The 6,567-nt window shown below is 70.9% G+C and carries 6 protein-coding genes and 1 pseudogene; 6 read left to right on the top strand and 1 reads right to left on the bottom strand.

Translation table 11 applies throughout. The features are described 5' to 3' along the window. Nucleotides 1-352 (bottom strand): annotated as a pseudogene (locus G6W55_RS10435) (UDP-N-acetylglucosamine 1-carboxyvinyltransferase); the annotation flags it as partial. Between the two features lie 261 nt (nt 353-613). On the opposite strand from G6W55_RS10435, the gene G6W55_RS10430 reads away from it, so the two are divergent. The 6 genes from G6W55_RS10430 (at nt 614) to G6W55_RS10405 (ending at nt 6,483) form a co-directional block, all read left to right on the top strand. Then, nucleotides 614-1,186 carry a YqgE/AlgH family protein gene (locus tag G6W55_RS10430; RefSeq protein ID WP_175520498.1) on the top strand — a complete coding sequence of 191 codons (573 nt, stop codon included), beginning with the start codon at nt 614-616 and terminating at the stop codon, nt 1,184-1,186. Between the two features lie 29 nt (nt 1,187-1,215). Beyond that, on the top strand, nt 1,216-1,506 hold the full coding sequence (locus G6W55_RS10425; protein ID WP_078633653.1) for a DUF3039 domain-containing protein: 291 nt from the start codon (nt 1,216-1,218) through the stop codon (nt 1,504-1,506). A 240-nt stretch (nt 1,507-1,746) separates the two neighbouring features. Next, nucleotides 1,747-3,045: an extracellular solute-binding protein gene (locus G6W55_RS10420; protein ID WP_175520497.1), complete on the top strand. Its 1,299-nt coding sequence runs from the start codon at nt 1,747-1,749 to the stop codon at nt 3,043-3,045. Then, nucleotides 3,042-3,995: a carbohydrate ABC transporter permease gene (locus tag G6W55_RS10415; protein WP_375372441.1), complete on the top strand. Its 954-nt coding sequence runs from the start codon at nt 3,042-3,044 to the stop codon at nt 3,993-3,995. The genes G6W55_RS10420 and G6W55_RS10415 overlap by 4 nt, the downstream gene beginning before the upstream one ends. Continuing rightward, nucleotides 3,992-4,837: a carbohydrate ABC transporter permease gene (locus tag G6W55_RS10410; RefSeq protein ID WP_030780357.1), complete on the top strand. Its 846-nt coding sequence runs from the start codon at nt 3,992-3,994 to the stop codon at nt 4,835-4,837. Before G6W55_RS10415 ends, G6W55_RS10410 begins: the two co-directional genes overlap by 4 nt. Before the next feature lie 26 nt (nt 4,838-4,863). Next, entirely contained in the window at nt 4,864-6,483 is a 1,620-nt protein-coding gene (locus G6W55_RS10405) for a beta-N-acetylhexosaminidase (RefSeq protein WP_175520496.1), read from the top strand. The last annotated feature ends 84 nt before the right edge of the window (nt 6,484-6,567 follow it).

The following is a 6,567-nucleotide window of genomic DNA, read 5'->3' as shown; positions in this document are numbered from 1 at the left end:
CGTGGCCCAGCCGGTGCAGCAGCGGCCCGCAGAACAGGATCGGGATACGGCTCGACCCCGCGTGGGCATCGATGTCGGCGACGTTGGCGCTCTCCACGTACGTGGGGTCGAGCACCAGCTCGCCGGGCTCCTCACCCGGACGGACCGTCACCCCGTGCAGTTGCAGCAGCCCGCGTACGACCCGCACGTCGCGGATGTCCGGAACGTTGCGCAGCCGACTCGGCTCACTGCCCAGCAGCGCGGCGACCATGGCCTTCGGTACGAGGTTCTTCGCACCGCGGACACGGATCTCGCCCTCCAGCGGGGTTCCGCCGTGAACAAGCAGTACGTCGTCAGAGCCGTTGACGGTCATGTGTCTCGCGTTCCATCGAGTGGGGCAGGGCCAGAGGAGACAGAGTAATCGCCGCCGACCCCCCTGCCGGAAGCCCGAGGAGGGCCCAGGGAGGTCATAGCTGTGTCACAACACGAACGGTTCCGCGGCGGCCACACGGGGTCACCGCGCGGAGCCTTCCGCGGCCGTGCGCCGGGACCGCATCCGTGCGCCCGACCTGCCCTCACTCCCGTGCCCGCATTGCCTCCCCACTCCCGGGGAAGATGGGGGATCATGTCTGGCATGACCGAGGTGTCCTCGCTCACAGGGCGGCTGCTCGTGGCAACGCCCGCCCTGGCGGACCCGAACTTCGACCGTGCGGTGGTGCTCCTTCTCGACCACGACGAGGAGGGCTCCCTCGGTGTCGTCCTCAACCGCCCCACGCCGGTGGGTGTGAGCGACATCCTGGAGGGCTGGGCCGGCCTCACCGGCGAGCCCGGGGTCGTCTTCCAGGGCGGCCCGGTGTCCCTCGACTCCGCGCTGGGCGTCGCCGTCATCCCGGGCGACTCCTCCGGGGACCGCGGCCCGCTCGGCTGGCGCCGGGTGCACGGCGCGATCGGCCTCATCGACCTGGAGGCCCCGCCGGAACTCCTCGCCTCCGCGCTGGGCTCCCTGCGGATCTTCGCCGGATACGCCGGCTGGGGACCCGGCCAACTGGAGGACGAACTGGTGGAGGGCGCCTGGTACGTGGTGGAGTCCGAACCCGGTGACGTCTCCTCCCCGGCCCCCGAGAGACTCTGGCGCGAGGTCCTGCGCCGCCAGCGCAGCGAGCTGGCGATGGTGGCCACGTACGCGGACGACCCGTCGCTCAACTGATCCCGGGAGCTTTCAGTACCCTTGGGCGCATGAGCACTCTCGAGCCCGAGCGCGGCACCGGTACGGGAACCCTCGTAGAGCCGACGCCGCAGGTGTCGCACGGCGACGGCGACCACGAGCGCTTCGCGCACTACGTCCAGAAGGACAAGATCATGGCGAGCGCCCTCGACGGCACGCCCGTCGTGGCGCTGTGCGGCAAGGTGTGGGTGCCCGGCCGCGATCCCAAGAAGTATCCCGTCTGCCCGATGTGCAAGGAGATCTTCGAGTCGATGGGCGTCGGCGGCGGAGACGGCAAGGGCAAGGGCGGCGACAAGAAGTAGGGACCCCGCCCGGTCCTTCACCTGAAGCCCTGAGGCTCTGAGGCCCCCGAGACGCGTTTTCGCGTGTCTCGGGGGCCTTTGGCGTGTTTGCCGTTGCACGGGGTGCGTCCCCTGGTCACAGAGTGGTTGAGACCTCTTGTCGGCGTGATCCGGAAGTCCCTAGCCTCCGAGTGTTGTGCAGAGCAAAACAGTCATTGCACATGATGCAACGCTCGCGCTTCTCGTTCGGAGGGACACGTCATGAAGCTCCCCGTCCGGCCCGCCCTGCTCGCGGCCGCGGCCCTGGTCGTCGCCACCGCCTGCACCCCCCAGACCTCCGCGAACTCCGCCTCCGGCACCGACGACAGAACCGGCACCCTGCGCGTCTGGCTCTTCCAGGAGGTCGGCAACACCCCGAAGGCGAAGGTCGTCGACTCCGTCGTCACCGCCTTCGAGAAGGCCCACGACGGCGTGCAGGTCGACGTCGAGTACATCCCCGTCGAGAGCCGCGCCCAGCGCGTCAAGGCCGCCCTCAACGACCCGGAGTCCGCGCCCGACGTGCTGGAGTACGGCAACACCGACACCGCCGGTTATGTCCACGACGGCGGACTCCTCGACGTCACGAAGGAGTTCGGCGCCTGGCCGGAGGCGAAGGACACCGACCCCACCGCCCGCCGCTCGGTCACCGTCGGCGGGAAGGTCTACGGCGCCCCCTTCTACGTCGGCGTCCGCGCCCTCTACTACCGCACCGACGTCTTCGAGGACCTCGGCCTCGCCGTCCCGAAGTCCCTGGCCGAACTGGCGGTCACCGCGCGGGCCGTCCGCGCCGCCCGGCCCGACCTGTACGGCCTGGTCGTCGGCGGCGCCTACACGTACGGCGCGATGCCGTTCGTCTGGGCGCACGGCGGGGAACTTGCCGACGCCGACGGCACGTCCTTCACCGCGGGGATCGACAGCGCCGCCGCCCGCAAGGGCATCGAGGCGTACACCGCCCTCTTCTCGGACGACAACTGTCCGGCCGCCAAGTGCGCCGGGATGGGCGGCAACGACACCGTCACCGCGTTCGCGGCCGGCAAGGCGGGCATGGCGATCGGCGGCGACTTCAGCCACGCCGCCGTGGAGGCCGGGGCCGTGAAGGGCAAGTACGCCGTCGTCCCGCTGCCCGGGGTCACGGCGGGATCGGTCGCCCCGGCCTTCGCGGGCGGCAACAACATCGGCGTCCTGAAGAGCACCGGGCACCGCACCCTGGCCGTCGGCCTGATGAAGGAACTGGCGTCGAAGAGGACCCAGGGCGCGCTGTTCGACGCGATGGGCTTCCTGCCGACCTTCACGGACGTCCGCGACCGGGCCGCCGCGCAGGAGCCGTTCGTCGAGCCCTTCGTGCGGACCCTGGCCGCCGGCACCAAGTTCGTGCCCGCCTCGCCCGCCTGGTCCCAGATCGACTCCCAGCAGGTCCTGCCGACCATGTTCCAGGAGGTCGTCAGCGGCCGGAAGAGCGTCACGGCGGCCTCCGCGGACGCGGCGAAGAAGATGGACGACGCGTTCGGCTCCGCCGGGTGACGGCGCCGGCCGGCCTCAAGGGCGCCGAGCGGGCACCGGCGCGGATCCGGGCGGTGCCCGGCCGTCCGCGCCCGCGGGCGCCCCGGCTGACGCCCTGGCTCTATCTCGCCCCCGCCCTCGTCGTCCTCGCCGCCCTGCTCGCCTACCCCGTCTACCAGCTCGGGCTCATCTCCCTCTTCGAGTACACCCAGGCACAGGTCAGCGGCGGCGAACCGACCGTCTTCCGGGGCTTCGGCAACTATGCCGACGTCTTCGGCGACGACCGGTTCTGGCAGGTGCTGCTGTCCACGGTCGTCTTCGCCGCCCTGTGCGTGCTCTGCACGCTCGCCGTCGGCTGCGCCCTCGCCGTGCTCCTCACGCGCGTGCGTGCCCTGCCCCGGCTCGCGCTGATGCTGGCCGCGCTGGGCGCCTGGGCCACCCCGGCGGTCACCGGCTCGACGGTCTGGCTGTTCCTCTTCGACCCCGACTTCGGCCCCGTGAACCGGATCCTCGGCCTCGGCGACCACTCCTGGACGTACGGCCGCTACAGCGCCTTCTTCCTCGTCCTCCTCGAAGTCGTCTGGTGCTCCTTCCCGTTCGTGATGATCACCGTCTACGCCGGGATCCGCGCCGTGCCCGCGGAGGTGCTGGAGGCGGCCGCGCTGGACGGCGCCTCGCCGTGGCGGATCTGGCGGTCCGTGCTCGCCCCGCTGCTGCGGCCGATCCTGACCGTCGTCACCATCCAGTCCGTCATCTGGGACTTCAAGGTCTTCACCCAGATCTACGTCATGACGGGCGGCGGCGGGATCGCCGGCCAGAACCTCGTCCTGAACGTCTACGCCTACCAACAGGCGTTCGCGTCCTCGCAGTACGGCCTCGGCTCGGCCATCGGCGTCGTGATGCTGGTCCTGCTGCTCGCCGTCACGCTCGTGTATCTGCGGCTGCTGCGCCGCCAGGGGGAGGAGCTGTGAACGCCGTACGGAACCTGGTGGCCCGGCCCTGGCGGCTGGTGGCCGAGGCGGCCGCCCTGCTGACCGCGGCCGTCGTCGCCTTCCCGCTGTACTGGATGGTGCTCGGCGCCTTCCGGCCGGCCGGGGAGATCGAGTCCGGCGCGCCGCGGCCATGGACCCTCGCCCCTTCCCTGGATTCCTTCCGGAGGGTGTTCGGACAACAGGAATTCGGCCGCTACGCGCTCAACAGCCTTCTCGTCGCGGGTGCAGTGGTGATCGCCTCGGGACTCATCGCGTTTCTCGCCGCGACCGCCGTGACCCGATTCCGGTTCCGCTTCCGGACCACCCTGCTGATCATGTTCCTGGTGGCCCAGATGGTGCCCGTGGAGGCCCTGACGATCCCGCTGTTCTTCCTCATGCGGGACGCCGGTCAGCTCAACACCCTGGGCTCTCTGATCCTGCCCCACATCGCCTTCTCGCTGCCCTTCGCGATCTGGATGCTGAGGGGGTTCGTGAAAGCCGTCCCGGAAGCCCTGGAGGAGGCCGCGTACCTCGACGGGGCGAGCCGGACGCGCTTTCTCTGGCAGATTCTTTTCCCGCTCGTGCTGCCCGGTCTGGTGGCCACGAGCGTCTTTTCCTTCATCTCCGCCTGGAACGACTTCCTCTTCGCCAAGTCGTTCATCATCAGCGACACTTCGCAGTCCACCCTGCCCATGGCCCTGCTGGTGTTCTTCCGGCCGGACGACCCCGACTGGGGCGGCGTGATGGCGGGTTCCACGCTGATGACGATTCCGGTGCTGGTGTTCTTCGTACTCGTGCAGCGCCGTCTGGTCTCCGGACTCGGCGGCGCGGTCAAGGACTGAAAGGTCTGAAAGGTCTTGGGTCTGACATGACGGAACTGATTCCGGCGCCCCGCGCCGTCACCGCCGCACCCGGCGAGGTGCGGCTCACGGCGCGCTCCCGGCTCCACGCCGGTCCGGGGGCGGAGGGCGCGGAACGCTGGCTGCGCACCGCCCTGGGGCAGGCCACCGGCCTGCCGCTGCGCGAGGGACGGGAGCCCGACGGCACCGACGGCATCGCGCTCCGGGTGGACGGCCGGCTCGGCCCCGAGGCGTACCGCCTCGTCAGCGACGCGCGCGGGGTGCTCGTCGAGGGCGGGGACGCGGCCGGTGTCTTCTGGGGCGCCCAGACGCTCCGCCAGCTCCTCGGCCCCGACGCCCACCGCCGGGCGCCGGTGCGCCGCGACCGGACCTGGGCCGTGCCGCACCTCACGATCGAGGACGCGCCCCGCTTCCGCTGGCGCGGCCTGATGCTCGACGTGGCCCGGCACTTCATGCCGAAGGACGGTGTCCTGCGCTACCTGGATCTGATGGCCGCGCACAAACTGAACGTCTTCCACTTCCATCTGACGGACGACCAGGGCTGGCGCGTCGAGATCCGGCGCCATCCCCGGCTCACCGAGGTCGGCGCCTGGCGGGCCCGCACGAAATTCGGCCATCGCGCCTCACCCCTGTGGGACGAGAAGCCGCACGGTGGTCACTACACGCAGGACGACATCCGCGAGATCGTCGCCTACGCCGCCGAGCGGCATATCACCGTCGTCCCCGAAATCGACGTACCCGGGCACTCGCAGGCCGCGATCGCCGCGTATCCGGAACTCGGCAACACCGATGTCGTCGACACCACCGCCCTCTCCGTGTGGGACACCTGGGGGGTCAATCCCAACGTACTCGCCCCCACCGACAACACCCTGCGCTTCTACGAGGAGGTGTTCGAGGAAGTCCTCGACCTGTTCCCCTCGGAGTTCGTCCACATCGGCGGCGACGAATGCCCCAAGGAGCAGTGGCGGAGTTCTCCGGCCGTACAGGCCCGGATCGCGGAACTCGGCCTCGCCGACGAGGACGCGCTCCAGTCGTGGTTCGTCCGGCACTTCGACACCTGGCTGTCCGCGCGCGGGCGCCGGCTCATCGGCTGGGACGAGATCCTGGAGGGCGGTCTCGCGGACGGCGCGGCGGTGTCCTCCTGGCGCGGCTACGCGGGCGGTACGGCGGCCGCGCGCGCGGGGCACGACGTCGTCATGTGCCCCGAGCAGCACGTGTACCTGGACCACCGGCAGGACGGCGGCCCGGACGAGCCGGTGCCGATCGGCTGGGTCCGCACCCTGGAGGACGTGTACCGGTTCGAGCCCGTTCCACCGGAGTTGACGCCCGCACAGGCGGCGCACGTGATCGGGACCCAGGCCAACGTCTGGACCGAGGCGATGGAGGACGCCGCGCGCGTCGACTACCAGGTGTTCCCCCGGCTCGCGGCGTTCGCCGAGGTCGCCTGGAGCTCCCTGCCCGCGCCCGCGGAACGGGACTTCGCGGACTTCGAGCGGCGGACGGTGGCGCACTGCGCGCGGCTGGACGCCCTGGGCGTCGCCTACCGGCCGCCGGGAGGGCCGCGGCCGTGGCAGCGGCGGCCCGGTGTCCTGGGGCGCCCGATCGAGGGCCCGCCGCCGCACCGGTGACCGTCCCGTCCGCTGCGGGAGAGGCACGACAGAGACCCCGAAGAGTGGCAATGCGTACGCACCGGCGATGCCGTGTCAAAACGG

The organism is Streptomyces sp. CAI-85 (assembly GCF_013363615.1).
In the GTDB taxonomy this organism is placed as follows: domain Bacteria; phylum Actinomycetota; class Actinomycetes; order Streptomycetales; family Streptomycetaceae; genus Streptomyces; species Streptomyces antibioticus_B.
Note: the sequence above shows the minus strand (reverse complement) of the source record. Positions and strands in the feature narration are given on the sequence as shown.